The sequence below is a fragment of the Spirillospora sp. NPDC048819 genome, assembly GCF_040650055.1.
Lineage (GTDB): Bacteria > Actinomycetota > Actinomycetes > Streptosporangiales > Streptosporangiaceae > Spirillospora.
Genome location: NZ_JBEZGN010000004.1, coordinates 131912 through 149986, shown reverse-complemented (window position 1 = coordinate 149986; position 18075 = coordinate 131912). Strand labels below are relative to the sequence as shown.

The window sequence follows — 18075 nt, the reverse complement described above, 5'->3', positions numbered from 1 at the left end:
CAAGAATGCGGGCCGCGTCCCGCCGTGGAAAGGCCGATGACCAGCCGTCCGGCATGAAAACTTATGAAACGGCGGCCTTTTCGGTCACGTCAGGCCGAAGAAAGCGGCCGGCCCGTGCCAGCAGACGGCGCGGAGCCAGTCGTCGCCGAGGTCGAGCGCCGCCAGCGCCTCCAGCTGGTGCGCGTACTCGTAGGGGATGTTGGGGAAGTCGGTGCCGAGCAGGATGCGCCCGCCCAGGCCGAGGTCGCGAAGGCGGGGCATCAGCGCCGCGGGGAAGGCGCCCAGCTCGCCGAAGCTGGTGAACGTCATCGTCGTGTCCAGGTGGACGCGCTCGTAGCGGTCGGCGAGGGCGAAGAAGCCGTCGAACTCCGGCGCGCCCAGGTGCGCGACGATCGTGGTCAGCCGCGGATGGCGGGCGAGGACCTCGCCGAACGGCCCCGGTCCGGTGTAGCCGTTGGCGACCGGACCCGACCCGGCGTGGACGAGGGCGGGTACGCCCGCCTCGGCGAGCATCCCCCACACCGGGTCCAGTTCCTTGGCGCGGGGGTCGAACCCGCCGACCTGGAGGTGGACCTTGAAGAGCCGGGCTCCGCCGTCCAGCGCGCGGCCCACGTAGTCCTCGACGCCGGGCTCGGGGTAGAAGGTCGCGGTCTGAACACATTCGGGGACGCGCGCGGCGAACCGTGCGCCCCACTCGTTCAGCGATTCCGCCATGCCGTGGCGGTGCGGGTACACCAGCGAGGTGAAGGCGCGGACGCCGAGGCCGCGCAGGAACGCCAGCCGCTCCTCCTCCGAGTCCCGGTACCGGATGGGCCAGTCGGTGCCGATCAGCGGGCCCGCCTCGTCGAAGTACTCCCAGACCGCGCTCATCAGCCGCTGCGGCATGAAATGGACGTGGACGTCGAAGATGCCGGGCAGCCCGAGCGCCTGCCAGAACGCCGGAACTTCTGAATCAGAACGGGGTTCGGTCACGTCCCGACCCTAGCCGGAGGTCATGTGATCTCCGCCATGAGGGCGGGCAGGGCGGCGCGGAGTTCGCGGCGCCAGTAGGGCCAGGTGTGGGTGCCCCGGTAGAAGTGCGTCGAGACGGGGATGCCGAGTTTTCCCAGCTTGCCCGCGAACTCCCTCGACACGGTGCAGGCGAGCGCCTCGATCACGTCGGGGCCGGTGCCGGGGCGCGGATCGTACGGGCCGGGGCCGCCGTCCCCGGCGCTCACGTGCACGCGCACGCCGGCGAGCCGGTCGGCCAGGTCGTACGGGTTGTGCTGCCGCCACACGACCCGCTGCTCCTCCGGGTCGCCCCACACGTCCGTCCAGTCGAGCGACGGCGCGCCGATCGCGACGCCCAGCTGGACGAGGTCGGCGACGTCCAGCCCGCACGGGTCGCGGTGCAGCGTATGGAGGGGCCCGCTGAACGACGCCGCCGCCCGAAACAGGCCGCGGTGCCTGGCCGCATACGCCAGTGCGCCGAGGCCGCCCATGGCGTTGCCGGCGACGGCGCGGTCCGGTCCGGCGCGGTATCCGCGCTCCAGGATCTGCCGCAGTTCCGCCAGATGAAACGTCTCCCACTTCGGCGTACCGCCGTCCCCGCGATTCCACCAGTCGGTGTAATTGCCGCACGGGCCGCCGTCCGGCATGACGACGATCACATCGGCGTCCTCGGTCAGTTCCTCGATGTCGGAGTGGTCGCTCCAGGCGGTGTGGCCGCCCTGCCCGGCCATGGCGCCGTGCAGCAGCCACAGCACCGGCCAGGTGCGGGACGCGTCGCGTGACCAGCCGCGGGGCAGCAGCAGGCGGGCGTGGCCGGCGCCCGCGAGGACGGGCGAGCGGATCGCCAGGTCGAGCACCCTGCGGCGGGGCCGGCGTTCGCCGACGACGGTCGCGCCGTCGTCGGCGAGGGCGGCGGGGCGGGCGGCGCCGCCGGCGGCGATGGACGCCGTGAGGCCCGCGATTCCGACGATGAAACCCGCTCCCGCCAACCCGCGCAGCCCCATGTTCACGCCCCGCTCATTCAGATGTGGTTCTTCCTTTAAGGGTCCCCACTCACGGCCATGTTTCAACGGCGGGTTATCGGTTTATAAAATATCGGGCCGGGAGTTCCGGTCCACGTTCCTTGTAGGGTGACGCGGACGAAGGGGGCGACCGGCCGAGATGCGGAGCGCCGAGATGCGGAGCAAGACGGAGCTGGAGTCGGCGATCGCGGGCGGAGGACGAGCCGCACTGGTGATCAACTCCCGCTCGCGGCGGGGCCGCCGGCTCTTCGGCAGGGCCCGCCGGATGCTGCGCGAGGCGGGCGTGGAGTTCGTGCACGTGTTCCCCGTGACCGACCCGACCCGGCTGCGCGAGCTGTTCGCCGACGTCCTCGCCATGGAGCCCGACCTCGTCATCGTCGGCGGCGGGGACGGCACGGTCGCCGAGGCGGTCGGGCATCTGGCGCACCGCGACATCGCGCTCGGCGTGCTGCCGCTCGGCACCACCAACAACTTCGCCCGGAGCCTGGAGCTGCCGCTGAACCTGGACCGCGCGGTCCGGACGCTGGCCGTCGGCCGTCCGGGCGGCGGGAAGGTCGCGGACGTGGACGTCGGCTGGTTCGAGAGCACCGGCGACCCGCACGGCGAGGGGCCCGCCGGCGACCGCGAGCACATCTTCGCGAACATGGTGAGCCTCGGCCTGTCGGTCCATGTCGCCGAGAACGTCCCGCACCTGCTCAAGCGGTTCATGGGCCGCTCCGCCTACGCGCTGACGGCGGCGCGGCTGCTGCCGGGGCACGAGGCGTTCCGCGCCCGCGTCACGATCGACGGCGAGACGGTCGAGCTGGCCACCCATCAGCTCAACATCGCCAACGGCGCGCACCAGAGCGGGCAGCGCATCGCCCGCGACGCCAGCCCCGACGACCGGCTGCTGGCCGTCTACCGGCTGGGCGACGAGCGGCGGCTGCGGCTGGCGTCGGCGACGGCCCGGCACGTCCTCACCGGCCAGTGGCGCAGCCTGAACGAGGACGCGTTCCTCACCACCGCCCACGTGGAGATCGAGACCGACCCGCCGCTGCGGGTCGACGTGGACGGCGAGATCCGCGGCCGTACCCCGGTGTCGATCCGGCTGCGCGGCAACGCCTTGCGCGTCATCGTCCCGCAGACGTTCGTCGACACCTGATCACACGGCGCCGCGGGCGCCGGCGCCCGCCGGCTCGCCCGCCATGGCGTAGGCGCCCGACTCCAGCCGCTCGATCAGCCCGAGCGTCCACCGCGTGGCGGCGTCGGCGGAGTGCATCCACCAGCCGGGCAGCTCGCGCAGATGGTCGGACGGGTCCTGCTCCGCCAGGCGCGGGGCGACGGACGCGCGCCAGGCGGCCAGGCCGTCCAGCCGCTCGCGCAGCAGCCCGATCGCCTCGGCGCGCGGCAGTGCGGTGAGGAACCCGAGCCCGGCCGTCAGCATCTCCGGATGCCGGACGTCCACGGTGGCGAGGGCGCCGCGCAGCAGCCGCAGGAACTCGGCCCGGCCGGCCTCGGTGATCTCGTAGTCGGTGTGCGGCGGGCCGGCGTCGCTCTCCTCGACGTCGTGCGCGCGGAGCAGGCCCTCCTTGGCGAGCTGCCTGAGCGCGTGGTAAATCGAACCGGGGTTGACGTGCGCCCACTCGTCCGAGCCCCACGAGATCAGCTCGCGGCGGACCTCGTACCCGTGCGCCCGCCCGGACCGCCGCACACCCCCTAGCACCAGCAGCCGCGTCGCCGACATCTCACCCCCTGACCGTCAGGGTTCAAGGCTAGAGCCTGGCACCGACGGCGCGGGGGCGGTGAGTCAGGTTCTCAGCTCGGCCAGGTCCTGCGGGGTGAGAGCCAGGTCCGCGGCGGCCATGTTCTCCTCCAGGTGGGAGGGGGAGCCGGTGCCGGGGATCGCCAGCATCACCGGTGACAGCGCGAGCAGGCCCGCGAGGAGCGCCTGCGGGACGGTGGCGCCGTGGCGTGCGGCGATCGCGTTGACGCGGGCGTCGTCGGGGACGCCGAAGCCGCCGAGGGGGAAGTACGGGACGTACGCGATGCCCTCCCGCTCGCAGACGGCCAGGAGTTCGGTGTCCTGGGGCTGAGTCACGTCGAACCGGTTCTGGACGGCGGCGACCGGTGCGATCCGCCGGGCCTCCTCCAGTTGTGCCGGGCTCACGTGGCTCACGCCGAGGTGGCGGATGAGGCCTTCCTCGCGGAGCCCGGCCAGGACGGCGAACCGCTCCCCGACCGGCTCGTCGTCCGGATCCTCGATGCCGCCGGGCCGCAGGTAGACGAGGTCCAGGTGGTCGCGGCCCAGCTCGGTCAGGTTCCTCTCCACCTCGGCGCGCAGTTGCGCCGCCCGAAGCTGCCCGGTCGGGTGCGAGTCGCCCTCCCCCCGGTACGGGCCCACCTTCGTCGCGATGACCAGGTCGGACGGGTACGGGCTGAGCGCCGCGCGGATCATCTCGTTCGCCGCAAGGCCGTCCTGGTGGTAGTAGAACGCGGCGGTGTCGATGTGGTCCACGCCCAGCTCGACGGCCCGGTGCAGGATCTTCAGCCCGGTGTCGCGGTCGTTCGCCGGGCCGTGGAGGCTGCTCACGGGCAGCCGCATCGCGCCGAAGCCCATCCGGTTGATCCGAAGGTCGCCGCCCAGATCGAAATGTCGTGTCATGTGCTCCACAGTGCTGCACGGCGGCGTCCGGGACGAGCGGCTGGCAGTTTGCTGCCAACCCGGCGTCTCCGGCGGCGTGGCAGACTGAATGGCGATGAGCGTCGATCTGGACCGGAACGTCGTGCTGCGCGGTGAGGCGGAGCTGATCGAGCGCGCCGGGCGGCTGTTCCTCGCGCGCGGGGACTTCGCCTGCGCGGCGAAGGACATGAACACGTGGGCCCTGCCGGGCTTCCGGGAGTGGATCGTCGCCGAGCGGCGCAGGACCCGGCCGATGCCGACGGCCCACAAGCTGTACAGCCCGGAGGCGCTCGCCGACGAGGAGTCCGAGCGGCGGCTGGTGGAGATCGCTCAGGCGGGCGCCCGGGTGCGGATCTGCCCGACGCCGCTCCCGCACGAGACGATCATCGTGGACTGGAAGATCGCCATTCTCGCGGGTCCGCCGGAGCGTGGCGTCCGCGAGTACACGGTCGTCCGGTCGCCGGGCGTGGTGAAGGGCGTCGTCTCGCTGTTCCGGGCGACCTGGGAGACGGCGACCGACCTGGCCGACTTCCGCCGTGACCGGCCGCCCGCGCTGACCGAGGAGAGCCGGCGCATCCTGCGGCTGCTCGGCGGGGGGCTGAAGGACGAGGCGGCGGCCCGGCGGCTCGGCATGCCGCTGCGCACCTACCGGCGCCGGGTCGCGGAGATCCTCACGCTGCTGGACGCCGACTCGCGTTTCCAGGCGGGCCTGCGCGCCCAGGAGTTCGGCCTGATCGGCTAGGGCCCTCAGCCGCCGGCCAGCGGCACGAGCTTGACGAACACCAGGTTCAGGCCGGTGGTCAGATCCACCTCCTCGTCCAGGTCCTCGACCTGCCGGTCGCCCGCGAGGACGAAGTACCCGTTGCCGGCGAACGCGCGTTCGGCGATGTCGGCCTGCCGCTCCCAGTCGATGCGGCGGGGGGCGCGGAGGCGGTAGCCGTTCAGCTCGGTCTCGGCGTCGTCCGGGCGGACGAGGCCGTTGAAGCGGTCCGTCGGGCGGGCGTTGTGCCGCGCGACCTCCTCGCGGACCCGCAGCCTGATCAGCTCCCGGACGGTCATCCGCCCGGGCAGCCCCTCCACCTGGAACTCGGCGACGGGCCGGCCGGCCGCGGTCTCGTCCCGGAACGTCACGGCGGCCATCAGGCACCTCGCTTGATCTGCAGGAGGATCGACTCGTCGGTGATCTTGTCGTCGGCGGCGAGCAGGAACGCCTTGCTGAGGATCAGCGAGAGCCGCTCCTCCTCGAACGGCAGGAACACCTTGGCGCCGCCGCGCTCGGGGACGACGCAGAGGAACGCGTCGTCGGGTTCCATCATGACGCCGGCCGACCCCAGATGGATCTTGTAGGTGCGCAGCTCGCCCCGGACGACCAGGTACCGGCCGTCGATCCGGCAGCGGTCGGCGATCTTCGTGCGCGGCAGGACGCGCTCCAGGGCGTCCCTGCGGGTCCGCGCGGACTCCCCCAGGTCCGCCTGCCACTCGCGGACCCGGTAGTCGTGCGCCCTGCCGTCCTCCCACGCGGGGTCGGCGGCGATCGAGGTGACGCCGACGAACAGGTCCACGTCCCGCATCGCCTCGCTGAACACCAGGGCCGGCACGTCGGCCAGCGGGGCCTCGCGCCAGGCGCCGTCCTCGCGGCGGGCGAAGCGCACCTGATCGGTCCCGGCGATCGCCTCCTCGCCCTCCCAGTCGGCCAGGACGTGGGAGAAGCGGACCCGCCACTCCCCCGCCGCGAGGACGCGGACCGCCTCGTCCTCGCCGCCGCCGTCCCACGGGCCGAGCAGCCGGCTCGTCCAGCCGCGCGCCCGGAACAGCGCGAACATGCGCCGGTAGTGGACGAGGTGCGCGGCGAACCGGTTGGAGTAGACGCGGGTCTCCTCCTCCGCCGGGGTGAGGAGGTAGATCTCACGGAACGCCTGCTTGAACGGCTGCCGGATCCGCCGGTCGATGAGCACGTCGCGCCACGCGCGCACGTCGTCCGGGTCCGCCCCGATCGGGTGCCAGAGCCTGACGCGGGCGTCGCCGGCGGCGTCCGGAAGGTCGTCCACCTCGGGCAGGAAGGCCCGGCGGTCGCCGGGCCCCGCCTCGACCTCCCAGATCAGCGCGCGGACCATCGGCCCGGCGATCGGGTGGCGGAGCAGCGCGTCCCGCCACCATCCGAACGGGTGCGCGGCGCCGGCCGTGTACCCGCCCTCCAGCGCCCGCGCGAGCGTGACGAGTTGCGCGGCGACCCGCTTGACGAGCTCGCGCAGCTCCTTGACCTCGTCCTTGTGGTCGCGGCGGACGGGCGCGGGGACGCCCTTCAGGACCTTGCCGTCCTTCTCGAAGGTCAGCTCGGCCTTGCCGGTGACGGTGACGACGGCCGTGTAGCCGCCGAGTTCCCGGCGGAGCACGCCGTCCGGGCCGAAGCCGAGGTCGGGCAGGCGGAGGGCGACCTCGGCGCGTTCGGCGAGGGCGGCATCGACCCTTTTGAGCATCTTGTCGAGCTGCTTGGGCACGCCCGCGTGCCGGACGTTCAAGCGGACGGTCCGGACCGCGGTGACCAGCTCGGGGGTCGGGAATTCCTGTGCCGCCCGGACGATCTCGTACAGCAGCGCCTGCGACGGCAGCGTTCTGGCGGACGTCGGCGCGATCGAGACGGCGGGCAGGAGGCGGTCGAACAACTCCGGCAGCCACGGCTCGTCGGACACCAGCGCGACGCGCACGGCGTGCCCCAGCGCGACGACCTCGCGCGGGGAGAACGCCTTGTCCGGACGGTAGGGGACGTCCCCGGCCTGAATCGCGCGGGCGCGCCCGTCGGCGGTCTCCAGGGCGCGCCGGGCGAACGCGAGGTAGCCGGGTATGTCGGCGAGACGGCGCCATAGGTCCGGGAGCGGGTGCGGGGAGGTGTGGGAGCGCACGGTGTCCATCTCGCTGGTGAGCGCCTGTTCCGCCGGGTGGAGACTCGCGATGACGTCGAACTCGTCCAGGACGATCGGGCCGGCCCTGGAGCCGAGCCCCTCGACGACGGCGCGCCGCGTCTCCTCCCCCGCGAGCGCGCCCACGGCGAGCAGCGCGTAGGGCTGTCTGAGGTCACCGTCCTCCAGCAGGTACGTGACCAGCGTGCGCGCGGGCCCGGAGACGTCCGGCCACGGGCCCGTGCAGCGGAGCAGGGAGCCCACACCGAGGGTGAGATCCGCCCATTTCCGCTTGTCCAGCCCGCCGACGAGGGCCGCGAACATCCGCTCGCACGCTTCGGGTGTGTAGCGCGGCTGCCGTTCCCGGCACTCCTCCTCGACCATGAACCGGATGGAGGTCGACACGAACGGGACGCCCACCGCCGCGTAGGCCGCGGGCATGAGGGTGCCGAGGTCCTCGTCGGAGATCCGCGACAGGTCGGGGCGGTGTTCGCGGAACTCCTCGTCCTCGGGGGACGGGTCCGTCATGACGCGCAGCAGCCTCGCCGTGAGATCCATCAGGCGCCCCTCCTGATCTGCCGCAGCACGGCCCGGTCGGTGATCTTGTGGTCGGCGGCGAGGAGGAACGCGGTGCCGAGGATCAGCGTCAGGCGCTCGTCCTCGAACGGCAGGAACAGCCCCTTCTGCCCTGGGCGCCGGGTCGGTTCGACGCGCAGGCGGGCGTTGCCGGGCTCCATCAGCACGGCCGCCGACCCGAGGTGGATCTTGTAGGTGCGCAGCTCGCCCCGGACGACCAGGAAGCGGCCGTCGACCGAGCAGCGGCCGGCGATCCTCGTGCCGGGCAGGATGCGGCGCAGCGCGTCCCCGCGGATCACGGCGCTCGCGGACGGCTCGCCGAACGGGTCCTCCGCCGCGATCGAGGTGACGCCGACGAACAGGTCCGCCTCCCGCATCCCCTCGCTGAACACCAGCGGCGGCACGTCCCGCGGCGGCGTCCGCGCCCACCGTCCGGCGGCCCGCCGCTCGAACCGGACCTCGCCGGCGTCGCGTCCGGTCTCGTGGTGGCAGCTGACGCGCCAGTCGCCCTCGGCGAACACGCGCCGGACCTCGCCGTCGAAGCAGCCGCAGCGCAGCGCGGCCTCCGTGGCGGCCGGGCCGGGACGGTAGGTCTCGCGGTACGCCTGCTTGAACGGCTGCGGCATCCGGTTGCCGGTCACGAACTCGCGCCAGGCGCGCACCGCGCCGGGGAACGCGCGCGCCGGATGCCACAACCGGACGCGCGCGCCGGCCGCCGGAGCGGGCAGGGCCCGTCCGTCCACGGTCACAAGGACGCCCTCACCGGGGGTGGCGGCGTGCCAGATGCCGTCCGGTGCCTCGAACTCCCAGATCAGGCCGCGCGCGACAACGCCGGTGACCGGGTGGTCGCGGTAGTGGCGGCACCACTCCCCGTACGGCCAGGTGCGCTCGACCGCCATCAGCGCCTCGATCCGGGTCCGCTCGGCGGCGAGCGTGGCCCGGACCTGCTTCACCAGGACCTTCAGCTCCTTGATCTGCGCCGCGAACGGGACCTTGACGGCGCCCGGCACGGTCCGCAGCGGGCGGCCGTCCGCGCCGGTGAACGTCAGCCCGACGGTCAGCGGGTCCTCGATGAGGAGGACCGCCTGGTACGCGCCGATGTCGCGGGCCAGGGACCCGTCCCGGCCGAGGCCGTGCGCGGGCACGCCGCGCTCCACCAGCTGCGCGGGCGTGATGCCGCGCCGCGCGGCCGCCGCCTCGACCGCCGTCCCGATCTGCCGGCCGAGGCCCGGGTAGCGGACGTCGCGCCGCAGCCCGCGCAGGACGTCGAGGGCCCGCGGGTCGGTGAACTCGCTCAGCGCGTTGACCGCCCCGCCCGCCAGCTTCGCGGACGGCTCGAACTCGCGGGTCACCCCCGCGGCGCGGCGCACGATGACGTCCAGCAGCTCGATCATCCCGGGATCGCCGGTGAGCGCCGCGGCCCAGACGCGGCCGCGGCCGCCCGGCTCCCCGCGCAGGGACGGGTCCGAGAACGGCCGGCCGCCGACGGGGCGCGGCTCCTTGGTCGCGTACCAGCGCACCCTGCGCAGCACCTCGTCGCGCGCGGCGGGGTCGTCCAGGAGCTCCAGCGTGCGGCGGCGCCACGCGCGGGTCGGCCGTGGTGCGTTGAGCGCGTCCAAGTGCGCCCGGAGATCGTCGGACATGGGGTGATCTTTCCAGAAGGCCACCTGTTCACGGGCCTGATCCGGGACAAGATCGTCTCGAGTGCGGCCGTACCGCCGCGACACGTCCCCGCAGCTCGACAATAAGCGCGAATCCGGCATCTGTTCAGTGACCTCGTGGTCACCTACGCTCGGTGGGAACCGCAGCAGAATGAGATTCGGGACGGCCATGACGCACAGCGTGGTGATCATCGGAAGCGGGTTCGGCGGGATCGGGATGGCGATCCGGCTCCGGGAGGCCGGGATCCACGACGTGGTGATCCTGGAGAAGGCCGGCGGCCTCGGCGGCACCTGGCGCGACAACACCTATCCGGGCGCGGCGTGCGACGTCCCGTCGCACCTGTACTCGTTCTCGTTCGAGCCCAAGACGGACTGGTCGCGGCGCTTCCCGCCGCAGTCGGAGATCCTCGACTACCTGTGGCACTGCGCCCGCAAGTACGGCGCCCTGGAGAAGGTGCGCTTCGGCACCGAGGTGACCGAGGCGCGGTTCGACGAGGACAGGGCCGTCTGGAAGATCTCGACGACGGCCGGCGAACTGGAGTCGCGGGTCCTGGTATCGGCGTGCGGGCAGCTCAACCGGCCCGTATGGCCGCGGATCGAGGGCCGCGAGTCGTTCACCGGGACGAGCTTCCACTCCGCCCGCTGGGACCACGGCGCAGACCTGCGGGGCAAGCGGATCGCGGTGATCGGGACGGGCGCCAGCGCGATCCAGATCGTGCCGGAGATCGCGAAGGAAGCGGCGGAGCTGCGGCTGTTCCAGCGGTCCGCGCCGTACGTGATCGACAAGCCGGACCGGCTGTACCGGGGCTGGGAGAAGGCCGCCCTGAAGAACGTGCCGGGGCTGTACGGGCTGAGCCGCGCCCGCGTCTACGCGCTGTACGAGGCGCGGGCGCTGGGGTTCATCAAGTACCCGAAGCTGATGTCGCTGCTGGAGAACCGGTTCCGGAACGCGCTGAAGGACGGCGTCGAGGACCCCGTCCTGCGGGAGGCGCTCATCCCCGGCTACCCGATGGGCTGCAAGCGGATCCTCATCTCCAGCGACTACTACCCGACGCTCGCCCGGCCGGACGTCGACCTGATCACCGACCCCATCGAGGAGATCACGCCGTCCGGCGTCAGGACCGCGGAACGCGAGTACGACGTGGACGTCATCGTGTACGCGACCGGCTTCCAGACCACCGAGTTCCTGTCCCCGATGAAGATCGCCGGACGGGACGGGCGGGAGCTGAACGAGGCGTGGCGCGACGGCGCGCAGGCGCATCTCGGCATCACCGTCAGCGGCTTCCCGAACCTGTTCCTGCTGTACGGGCCGTACACCAACCTCGGGCACAACTCGATCATCTACATGCTGGAGTCGCAGTTCCGTTACGTGCTCGGCTGTGTGGAGACGCTGCGCCGGCACGGCCTCGGCTGGATCGACGTCCGGCCGGACGTGCAGGACGCGTTCACCCGCGAGATGCAGGAGCGGCTCCGCTCCACGGTGTGGCAGGCGGGCTGCCGGAGCTGGTACATGGACGCCGACGGCAAGGTCGTCAACAACTGGCCCGGGTTCACCTTCGCCTACCGCCGCGCGACCCGGCGACCCGACCCGCGGCACTTCCGGGCGCGGAAGGCCGCCGCCGGGTAGCCCGCCCGGCCGCCGGGACGCCTAGGCTCGGGTCCATGCCGACCGCCTTCATCACCGGCGCGACCGCGGGCATCGGTGCCGCCTTCGCCCGCCGCCTCGCCTCCGACGGATTCGACCTCGTCCTGCTGGCCCGCGACACCGAGCGGCTGGAGCGCACCGCCGCCGAGCTGCGCGGCGGGTACGCCGTGCGCGCCGAGACCCTGACCGCCGACCTGTCCGCCGAGGAGGGCCTGGCCGCGGCCGAGGAACGCGTCCGCAAGGACGTCGACCTGCTCGTCAACAACGCCGGGTTCGCCAACAAGGGCGTGTTCCTGGACGTCCCGGTGTCGGACGAGCTGACGATGCTCAAGGTGCACTGCGAGGCCGTCCTGCGGCTCACGCACGCGGCGCTGCCGGGGATGCTGGAGCGCGGCCGGGGCGGCGTCATCAACGTCTCGTCGGTGTCGGCGTTCGCGACGCGCGGCACGTACGGGGCGTCGAAGGCGTGGGCGGTGAACTTCAGCCAGGGCGTCGCCGCCGACATCGGGAACCGCTCGGGGGGCGGGGTGCGCGTGATGGCGCTGTGCCCCGGTTTCGTGCACACCGAATTCCACGAGCGCGCCCAGATGGACATGTCGGACGTCCCCGGCTTCATGTGGCTGGACAAGGACGACGTCGTGGACGCCGCGCTGCGCGACCTGCGGCGCGGGGTGCAGGTCAGCGTCCCGAGCCCGCAGTACAAGGCGATCGTCGGCATCAGCCGGATCCTCCCGCGCGGGCTGGTCTCACGGGTGTCGTCCACCCGTGGCCGTAAATACAAGTGATCTTGTAGTCAAGGCTCGCGGTCTTGTTGTTGGCGGTGTGACAAGGCAGGCTGGCGGTAGGTCGATTCGATGGCGCGCCGAACGACACGTCCACCGTCCCCCACCCACCCCGACCGGACAACGAGCTCCGCTCGACCGCGCCATCGAGAGGCCGATCCCGATGGGTCACGACCTGGGCCATGCCGCCCTCGCGCTGATCGCGACCACCGTCTACTACATCGCATTCCTGATCTTCCGGATCTCCGCGCGCCGCATGGAGCCGCTGCGCGGCAGCCGCCCGTTCCGCGTCGCCCGGCTGATGCTCACCGACCCGATCTGGCTCGGCGGCGGGCTCCTGCTGTTCCTCGGCCTCGGCTACGAGGTCGTCGCGTTCTCCGCGCTGCCGCTCGCGGTCGCGCAGCCCGTCTTCGCGGCCGGCCTGGTCTTCCTCGTCACGTTCGCGGTGCTGTTCCTCGGCGAGCGGATGAGCGTGCGGGAGTGGGCGAGCGTCGCGCTGTTCGTCCTCGCCACGATGCTGATCGGCATGTCCGCGACGTCCGAGGGCGAGCCGCGCGCGGACGCCACGCTCGCCGGCACGCTGGCCCGGCCCTGGATGATGATCGCCATCTGCGCCCCGGCGGTGATCATCGCGGCGCTGGTGTGGCTGGTCGGGGACCGCCGCGCGGGCGGCAGGCACGCCCGCAAGCTGGCCGGGGTCGCCTACGGCATCGGCGCCGGAGCGTGCGCCGGGCTGGCCGAGGCGGGCATCCGGGGCATCTCGCTCGTCTACCAGGACACGGGCAGTTTCCGGGCGGTGCTGGAGTCGCCGTACCCGTACCTGACGATCGGGCTCGCCGCGATCGCGCTCGGGCAGCTGCAGGTCGCGCTGCAGCGCTGCCGGGTCGCGATCGTCGCGGTCGTCCTGACCGTCATCGGCCGGACGTACCTGATCCTCAGCAGCACCGTCCTGTTCGACGAGGCGTGGCCGCGGGAGGCGGTGCCGTTCATGCTGCGGACGGGCGGTTTCGTGCTGGCGCTGCTCGCGCTGGTCATGTTCCCCCGGTACGAGGAGCCCGGCGCGACGGGCACGTCACCCGTGGCGGCCCCGGGGAGGAGCATGCGCACCGCCCCGTGACCCCGCCCCCATGACCATGCCCTGGCCCGGACGCCCATTGCCGCGCGGGGTGCGCTCACGGATGCTGAAGTCATGCGGGTGCTGGTGACGGGGGCGGCGGGGTACATCGGGTACGCGGTCGGGCGGCGGCTGGTGGCGGCCGGGCACGAGGTCGACGGGCTGGTGCGGCGCGGGCGGCCGGGGGGCGCCGGGGTCGCGGACGGGGTGCGTCCCGTCCGCGGCGACCTCCTCGACCCGGACGGGCTGCCGGCCGGGCCCTACGACGGCGTCTGCCATCTCGCGGCGCTGACCCGCGTCCGCGAGTCGTTCCGCGAGCCGCTGCGGTACTTCGCCGTCAACGTCCAGGGCACGGTGAACCTCCTGGAGGCGGTGGGCGGCACCCGGGTGGTGTACGGGTCGACGGCCGCCGTGTACGGGACGCCGGGGCGGCTGCCGATCCCCGAGAGCGAGGGCACCGCGCCCGCCAGCCCGTACGGGGCGTCCAAGCTGGCCGCCGAGCAGGCCGTGCGGTTCCACGCCCGGACGGGCGCCGCCGGCGCCGTCGTCCTGCGCACGTTCAACGTCGCCGGGTCGGTGGACGGCCGGATCGACCCCGACGAGACCCGGCTGATCCCGAAGGCCCTCGCCGTCGCCGCCGGCCGGGCGCCGCACCTGGAGATCAACGGTGACGGGCTCGCCGTCCGCGAGTACCTGCACGTGGACGATCTCGCCGCCGCCTACGTCCGGGCGCTGGAGGCCGCCGCCCCCGGCGAGGACCGGGTCTACAACGTCGGCAGCGGCACCGGCACGTCCGTCCGCGAGGTCGTCGCCGCCGTCGAGGAGGTGACCGGCCGGCCCGTGCCCGCGCTGCGGCGCCCGGCCCGGCCGGAGACGCCGGTGCTGGTCTGCGACGCCGCCGCGATCCGGGCCGACCTCGGCTGGCGGCCGGAGCGCTCCGGGCTCCGGGAGATCATCGCGGGCTCGTGGAACGCGCTGACCCGCGCGCCGGGCTGACCTGTGCGGGCTGACCTGTGCGGCTGACCTGTGGGGGCTGACCTGTGCGGACCGGCCCGCGCGGACGACTACACTCCCCAGCGTGTCCGAGCCGAAGTTCGAAGTCCAGATGCTGCACGACCGTGTCATGATCAAGGTCGAGAAGGACAGCGGCGAGCGCCGCAGCACCGGCGGGATCGTCATCCCCGCGACGGTCGAGCAGGGCAACCGCCTCGTCTGGGGCGAGGTCTGCGGGGTCGGCCACCACGTGCGCATCGTCAAGCCCGGCGACCGTGTGCTCTTCCACCCCGGCGACCAGTACGAGGTCGAGATACAGGGCGAGAACTACCTCGTCATGCGCGAGCGGGACCTGCACGCCATCGCCAGCGAACGCCCCGAGCACGGGACCGGCCTCTACCTCTGAACGGCGCCGCGGGGGACGTGCGCAGGCCCGCGGCCCCCGTCGGGGTCCGCGGGCCTGCACATCGGGCCGAGCCGCGTCAGTCGCTCTGTTCGGCGGATTCCGCGGGAGTGCCGGCCTTACGCCTCGGGCGCAGGGCGAGCAGGATCGCGCCGGCCACCGCCAGTTCGGCGGCGGCGCTGAGCACGTCGAGAACTCCGAACGCCTCGGCCTCCCCCGAATCGGGGCCGAAGGGCAGGCCGGCCGTGCGGCTCACCACCCACAGGGCGAGGACGCCGACGTTGACCGCGAGCCCGGACAGCAGCACCGGCCGCTCGTTCCCGGTGTGCACCAGCACGGCCCAGATGAGCTGGAACATGCCGACGGCGCTGAAGAAGACGGCGTACGCCCACCATTCGCTCAGGTGCTCCGGCACGACGGCGTAGTGGATGAGCGCGGCGAGGACGGAGCCGATCGCGGCCACGCGCCTGGCCGAGGGCACGGACGAGGTCGCTCGGGCGGCCGTCCCGGCGCCGGTCTCAATGGTTGTCATGGTCACCTCCATGGGGTGGGTCAGCCGACCTGGAAGACGCCGACGCCGCCGGCGGCCATGTTCTGCATCTTGTGGCCGAGGAACGCGTAGGTGCCGGCGTCGGGGAGGGTGAACTCGACGAAGCCGCCCTGGGTGGGCTGCAGGTCGAGGACCTGCGCCCCGCCCTTCTCGGCGTTGTCCTTGCGCACCCGGTAGGCGCCGTCCTTCCAGACCGTGTCGAAGATCGTTCCGACGACGTGGAAGGCGATGTTCTCGTTGGGTCCGCCGTCATCGAGCCACACCCGGACGCGGTCCCCGGGCTTCACCTTGATCGGGGCGTGCACGTACTGGTTGTGGTAGCCGTTGAAGACGACCGCGTCGTACTGGCCGGACATCATCTTCTTCAGGTCGGCGGGCTTGCCCTGCGGCCCGAGGTACAGCTCGGACTGCACGAGCACCAGTTCCTTGTCGACCTTGTCCAGCTTCGGCGGATCGACGATCACGGCGCCGTGCATGCCGTTGCCCATGTGGTAGATCATCGGGTCGGAGCCGCAGTGGTAGGTGAAGATGCCGGAGAACTGCGCCTTGAACTCGTAGACGAGCGTCTCGCCGGGCTTGATCGTCCTCATCTCGACGTTCGGCGCGACCTTCGAGGCGTGGAAGTCGATGGAGTGGCCCATCGACCCCTTGTTGATCAGCTTGATCCGGAAGGTGTCGCCGACGTCGCCGCGCAGTGTGGGCCCCGGCGCGGTGCCGTTGTAGGTCCACCGGACCTGCTTGACCCCGGGGGCGACCTCGATCTCCTTCTCGGTGACCGTGAAGGTGACCTCGTGGACGTCCTTGCCGTCATTGACCGGTGCCGTCGGGTCGAAGGCCTTCCAGCCGTCGCCGGGCTTGGCCGCCGGATCGATCTTGGCGTTCCCGCCGTCGGCCGCCGCGGCCGCCGGAGCGCCGGCGCCGGTCGCCGCAGCCGTCGCGCCGCTCTCACCACCGGTCACGGTGACCTCGACCAGCATGCCGGCGTCCTTGTGACCGGCGACGACGCACCACGCCTGGGTGGACTCGGTGAGAACCCCCCAGTGCTGGGTCTCGGACTCGCCGGGCTGGAGCTGCTTGTTCGTCTTGCCCAGGAGGCTCAAGGTGTGCGCCATGCTGCCCTTGTTGACGACGTTCACCGTGACGTCGGCGCCGGCCGGGACCGTGACCTTGTTCGGCTTGATGTACATGTCGCCCTCTTCGAAGTCGAGGGTGACCTTCTTGCCCTTCCCGGGCAGGGCCGCGCCTCCGGCGGAGGACGAGCCGCCTTCGGCGGACGCCAGGGTGCCGCCGTGGCCGCCGGGCGAGGCGCTGACCATGAGCAGCCCGACGATCAGGCCCAGCGCGAGCGCCGCGCTGATGGCGGGCAGGAATCCGTTCAGGGCCGCGGTCCAGCGGCCGAGCCGGAAGCCCGGCCGTCTGTCCGGAGCCGGATGATCCGGCGCAGGGGTCATCGACATTGATTCACTCCAAATGTGCGAAGCGGGGGGGATGGGGCGGGTCGTGCGGGTCGCCATCGGCGGCCGCGCCCGCCTCAGGTGATGTCCATCTCCATGACCAGGCCGAACATGCCCTGCGGACCTTCGGCGTGCGTGAAGATGTGGCAGTGCCAGATCCATTTGCCGGGCTGATCGGCGTGGATCAGCACGGTGTAGCGTTCCCCGGGCGCCACGTTGACCGTGTCGGCCTTGTACGTCGACTTCAGCGGGAACCCGTCCTTGGCGATGATCACCTGGTCCACGCCGTGCAGGTGCATCGGGTGGGCCATGGTGCCCGCATTGACGTAGGTGACCTGCACCCAGTCGCCCAGCTTGGCCTTCAGCGGGCTGGTGGCGGGGAACGCCTTGCCGTTGAGCGTCATCCCGACGGCGCCGGAGTCCTGGATCTGGATGATGTGCTTCTGCGCCACCTTCTCCTTGTTCGGGGTGGGGATGTCACCGAACTGGATCGCGCCCCACAGCCCGCTGCTCACCTGCTTTACGCCGTTGTAGTGCGAGTGGTACCAGGTGTCCTGGATCCGCGTCACCGGGTACTCGTAGGTGAACGACTCACCCGGCTTGATCGAATCCTGCGTGACGTTGGGGACGCCGTCCATCTTGTTGGGCAGCTGAATGCCGTGCCAGTGGACGCTCGTCGCCTCGGGCAGTTCGTTCTTCACCACGATGCGAACCTTGTCCCCGACGTCCGCGCGGATCGTCGGGCCCGGCACCATGCCGTTGAAGGCCCAGGCGTCCACGACCTTCCCGGGCTCGACCTCCCACTTCGTGGGCTTGGCGGTCATCCGGAACTCCTTGGTTCCATCCGCCAGCACCTTGGGGACGAGATCCTGGCCGCCCTGGCCCTTGGTGGCCGCGGGGAAGCTCTTGTCCCGCTTGGCCATGTTCTCGTCCATGGTCTTCCAGTCGGTCCCGCCATCGTGCGACATCCCGTCGTGGTCCGCGGCGGACGACTCCGCGACCTGGGGCGATTCCGCCGCATGCGAGGATCCGGCCGCATGCGGGGATTCGGCCGCGCCGCTGCCGCGTGGAATCGTCCACAGCGTCACGGTCAGCGCGACCGCGAACGCGACCGCCGCGACCAGCACCCTCGATCTTGCACCATCCATCCTGTCGACCCCTTCCGGGTCCTGTTTTTTACTAGCGAGGCTAGTTTTTATTAATAAATCCTCCACAAGTCCAGCGATTGCGCGTGTGAAGCAACACACAGCGACGGCGGGCCCCACGAGCGCGCTGGTCAGCGCCATGCCATGCGGTGACGGCCGCCGCGCGCACTCCCAACCCGGACCC

17 protein-coding genes are annotated in these 18075 nt (G+C 72.1%); 7 read left to right on the top strand and 10 right to left on the bottom strand.

The annotated features are described in order from the left end of the window. Positions 1-84: 84 nt before the first annotated feature. The gene (locus AB0C35_RS08555) at positions 85-972 is read right to left on the bottom strand and encodes an amidohydrolase family protein (protein WP_358452095.1); all 888 of its coding nucleotides are present in this window, start codon (positions 970-972) and stop codon (positions 85-87) included. 20 nt (positions 973-992) lie between these two features. Further along, positions 993-1994, bottom strand: a complete 1002-nt coding sequence (locus AB0C35_RS08550; protein ID WP_358452423.1) for an alpha/beta hydrolase family protein — start codon at positions 1992-1994, stop codon at positions 993-995. A gap of 172 nt (positions 1995-2166) precedes the next feature. Between AB0C35_RS08550 and AB0C35_RS08545 the strand changes: the two genes are divergently transcribed. Beyond that, complete coding sequence (locus tag AB0C35_RS08545; protein ID WP_358452093.1) at positions 2167-3153, top strand: diacylglycerol kinase family protein; 987 nt, start codon at positions 2167-2169, stop codon at positions 3151-3153. Here the strand turns inward: AB0C35_RS08545 and AB0C35_RS08540 are convergent, their stop codons facing one another. Both AB0C35_RS08540 and AB0C35_RS08535 read right to left on the bottom strand, forming a co-directional pair. Beyond that, complete coding sequence (locus tag AB0C35_RS08540; protein WP_358452091.1) at positions 3154-3735, bottom strand: PadR family transcriptional regulator; 582 nt, start codon at positions 3733-3735, stop codon at positions 3154-3156. A 63-nt stretch (positions 3736-3798) separates the two neighbouring features. Further along, positions 3799-4653, bottom strand: coding sequence for an aldo/keto reductase (locus tag AB0C35_RS08535; RefSeq protein WP_358452089.1), 855 nt, complete (start codon positions 4651-4653; stop codon positions 3799-3801). Between the two features lie 94 nt (positions 4654-4747). Between AB0C35_RS08535 and AB0C35_RS08530 the strand changes: the two genes are divergently transcribed. After that, a complete protein-coding gene (locus AB0C35_RS08530; RefSeq protein WP_358452087.1) occupies positions 4748-5413 on the top strand; it encodes a DNA-binding response regulator in 666 nt (221 codons plus the stop codon). 5 nt (positions 5414-5418) lie between these two features. Here the strand turns inward: AB0C35_RS08530 and AB0C35_RS08525 are convergent, their stop codons facing one another. From AB0C35_RS08525 to AB0C35_RS08515, 3 genes are read right to left on the bottom strand one after another with little or no spacing between them, the layout of a single operon-like run. Beyond that, positions 5419-5811 carry a hypothetical protein gene (locus tag AB0C35_RS08525; protein WP_358452085.1) on the bottom strand — a complete coding sequence of 131 codons (393 nt, stop codon included), beginning with the start codon at positions 5809-5811 and terminating at the stop codon, positions 5419-5421. Further along, a complete protein-coding gene (locus tag AB0C35_RS08520; RefSeq protein ID WP_358452083.1) occupies positions 5811-8126 on the bottom strand; it encodes a DUF4132 domain-containing protein in 2316 nt (771 codons plus the stop codon). Before AB0C35_RS08520 ends, AB0C35_RS08525 begins: the two co-directional genes overlap by 1 nt. Beyond that, entirely contained in the window at positions 8126-9787 is a 1662-nt protein-coding gene (locus AB0C35_RS08515) for a DUF4132 domain-containing protein (protein WP_358452081.1), read from the bottom strand. Before AB0C35_RS08515 ends, AB0C35_RS08520 begins: the two co-directional genes overlap by 1 nt. A 187-nt stretch (positions 9788-9974) precedes the next feature. On the opposite strand from AB0C35_RS08515, the gene AB0C35_RS08510 reads away from it, so the two are divergent. The 5 genes from AB0C35_RS08510 (at position 9975) to AB0C35_RS08490 (ending at position 14745) form a co-directional block, all read left to right on the top strand. Next, a complete protein-coding gene (locus AB0C35_RS08510) occupies positions 9975-11432 on the top strand; it encodes an NAD(P)/FAD-dependent oxidoreductase (RefSeq protein ID WP_358452079.1) in 1458 nt (485 codons plus the stop codon). Positions 11433-11467: 35 nt separating this feature from the next. Continuing rightward, positions 11468-12235 carry an SDR family oxidoreductase gene (locus AB0C35_RS08505; RefSeq protein WP_358452077.1) on the top strand — a complete coding sequence of 256 codons (768 nt, stop codon included), beginning with the start codon at positions 11468-11470 and terminating at the stop codon, positions 12233-12235. Positions 12236-12395: 160 nt separating this feature from the next. Next, positions 12396-13349: a DMT family transporter gene (locus AB0C35_RS08500; RefSeq protein WP_358452075.1), complete on the top strand. Its 954-nt coding sequence runs from the start codon at positions 12396-12398 to the stop codon at positions 13347-13349. Between the two features lie 72 nt (positions 13350-13421). Further along, complete coding sequence (locus AB0C35_RS08495; protein WP_358452073.1) at positions 13422-14342, top strand: NAD-dependent epimerase/dehydratase family protein; 921 nt, start codon at positions 13422-13424, stop codon at positions 14340-14342. A gap of 82 nt (positions 14343-14424) precedes the next feature. Beyond that, positions 14425-14745, top strand: a complete 321-nt coding sequence (locus AB0C35_RS08490) for a co-chaperone GroES (RefSeq protein ID WP_089326083.1) — start codon at positions 14425-14427, stop codon at positions 14743-14745. A 76-nt stretch (positions 14746-14821) separates the two neighbouring features. On the opposite strand, the gene AB0C35_RS08485 is transcribed toward AB0C35_RS08490, so the two are convergent. The 3 genes from AB0C35_RS08485 to AB0C35_RS08475 all read right to left on the bottom strand — a co-directional run bounded on the left by AB0C35_RS08485 (position 14822) and on the right by AB0C35_RS08475 (position 17894). Continuing rightward, positions 14822-15274 (bottom strand): hypothetical protein, encoded by a 453-nt coding sequence (locus AB0C35_RS08485; RefSeq protein WP_358452071.1) that lies wholly within the window; start codon positions 15272-15274, stop codon positions 14822-14824. A 20-nt stretch (positions 15275-15294) separates the two neighbouring features. Further along, entirely contained in the window at positions 15295-16749 is a 1455-nt protein-coding gene (locus AB0C35_RS08480) for a multicopper oxidase domain-containing protein (protein ID WP_358452069.1), read from the bottom strand. A gap of 74 nt (positions 16750-16823) precedes the next feature. Then, positions 16824-17894, bottom strand: a complete 1071-nt coding sequence (locus tag AB0C35_RS08475) for a multicopper oxidase domain-containing protein (protein ID WP_358452067.1) — start codon at positions 17892-17894, stop codon at positions 16824-16826. Between the last annotated feature and the right edge of the window lie 181 nt (positions 17895-18075).

Bases quoted from the DNA above. Each gene is read 5' to 3' on its own strand.
- AB0C35_RS08550 (WP_358452423.1), bottom strand. From the start codon at position 1,994: ATGGGGCTGCGCGGGTTGGCGGGAGCGGGTTTCATCGTCGGAATCGCG.
- AB0C35_RS08525 (WP_358452085.1), bottom strand. From the start codon at position 5,811: ATGGCCGCCGTGACGTTCCGGGACGAGACCGCGGCCGGCCGGCCCGTC.
- AB0C35_RS08495 (WP_358452073.1), top strand. From the start codon at position 13,422: ATGCGGGTGCTGGTGACGGGGGCGGCGGGGTACATCGGGTACGCGGTC.
- AB0C35_RS08475 (WP_358452067.1), bottom strand. From the start codon at position 17,894: ATGGATGGTGCAAGATCGAGGGTGCTGGTCGCGGCGGTCGCGTTCGCG.
- AB0C35_RS08540 (WP_358452091.1), bottom strand. From the start codon at position 3,735: ATGTCGGCGACGCGGCTGCTGGTGCTAGGGGGTGTGCGGCGGTCCGGG.
- AB0C35_RS08480 (WP_358452069.1), bottom strand. From the start codon at position 16,749: ATGTCGATGACCCCTGCGCCGGATCATCCGGCTCCGGACAGACGGCCG.
- AB0C35_RS08510 (WP_358452079.1), top strand. From the start codon at position 9,975: ATGACGCACAGCGTGGTGATCATCGGAAGCGGGTTCGGCGGGATCGGG.
- AB0C35_RS08520 (WP_358452083.1), bottom strand. From the start codon at position 8,126: ATGGATCTCACGGCGAGGCTGCTGCGCGTCATGACGGACCCGTCCCCC.
- AB0C35_RS08505 (WP_358452077.1), top strand. From the start codon at position 11,468: ATGCCGACCGCCTTCATCACCGGCGCGACCGCGGGCATCGGTGCCGCC.
- AB0C35_RS08500 (WP_358452075.1), top strand. From the start codon at position 12,396: ATGGGTCACGACCTGGGCCATGCCGCCCTCGCGCTGATCGCGACCACC.
- AB0C35_RS08515 (WP_358452081.1), bottom strand. From the start codon at position 9,787: ATGTCCGACGATCTCCGGGCGCACTTGGACGCGCTCAACGCACCACGG.
- AB0C35_RS08530 (WP_358452087.1), top strand. From the start codon at position 4,748: ATGAGCGTCGATCTGGACCGGAACGTCGTGCTGCGCGGTGAGGCGGAG.
- AB0C35_RS08545 (WP_358452093.1), top strand. From the start codon at position 2,167: ATGCGGAGCAAGACGGAGCTGGAGTCGGCGATCGCGGGCGGAGGACGA.
- AB0C35_RS08535 (WP_358452089.1), bottom strand. From the start codon at position 4,653: ATGACACGACATTTCGATCTGGGCGGCGACCTTCGGATCAACCGGATG.
- AB0C35_RS08485 (WP_358452071.1), bottom strand. From the start codon at position 15,274: ATGACAACCATTGAGACCGGCGCCGGGACGGCCGCCCGAGCGACCTCG.